This is a genomic window from Dyella japonica DSM 16301 (assembly GCF_001010355.1).
GTDB lineage: Bacteria > Pseudomonadota > Gammaproteobacteria > Xanthomonadales > Rhodanobacteraceae > Dyella > Dyella japonica.
The window spans coordinates 1-474 of the sequence record NZ_JPLA01000158.1 but is presented as its reverse complement, the minus strand read 5'-3'; the positions used below and the strand labels follow the sequence as shown (position 1 = coordinate 474).

1 protein-coding gene is annotated in these 474 nt (G+C 41.1%); it reads left to right on the top strand.

What is annotated here, in order from left to right; all coding sequences use genetic code 11:
* The coding region (locus Y882_RS19685) for a hypothetical protein (protein WP_280136543.1) at nt 1-462 on the top strand (462 nt) is incomplete at its 5' end.
* Nucleotides 463-474: the final 12 nt, after the last annotated feature.

Sequence of the window (474 nt, the reverse complement as noted above, 5' to 3'; positions counted from 1 at the left end):
ATTGAGGAAATTAGCATGTCCAAATATTTAACTCGTAAAGACCTTCTGGCAGTTGGCGGTGAAGTTGTTGCAGTAGTTCGTAACGGTGAATACGGTTCTGAAGTTTCTAAAGAGTTTCGTTCTCGTGAAGGTTTTTACTTCTTTGTTAAAGGTTCATCTGACTGGCGACAAGTGGCAGCACGATTCTTTGTAGGTCGTCAACGTTCTAAACAAGGGTTGGATGCAATTCTTTCTCACATTCGTCAAGGCCGTTCACAACTCGCCCGTACTATGGGCACTAACAATATTGAATATGATGTAATCTTTGTTGCAGCTAAGAACATGAAACCCCTGACTACTGGCTATGGTAAAGGACAATTGGCGCTGGCATTCACTCGCAATCATACATCAGAATATCAAACACTCACCGAAATGAACCGTCTTCTGGCTGATAATTTCAAATTCATTCTGCAGAGTTATTAATTTATACAGGCC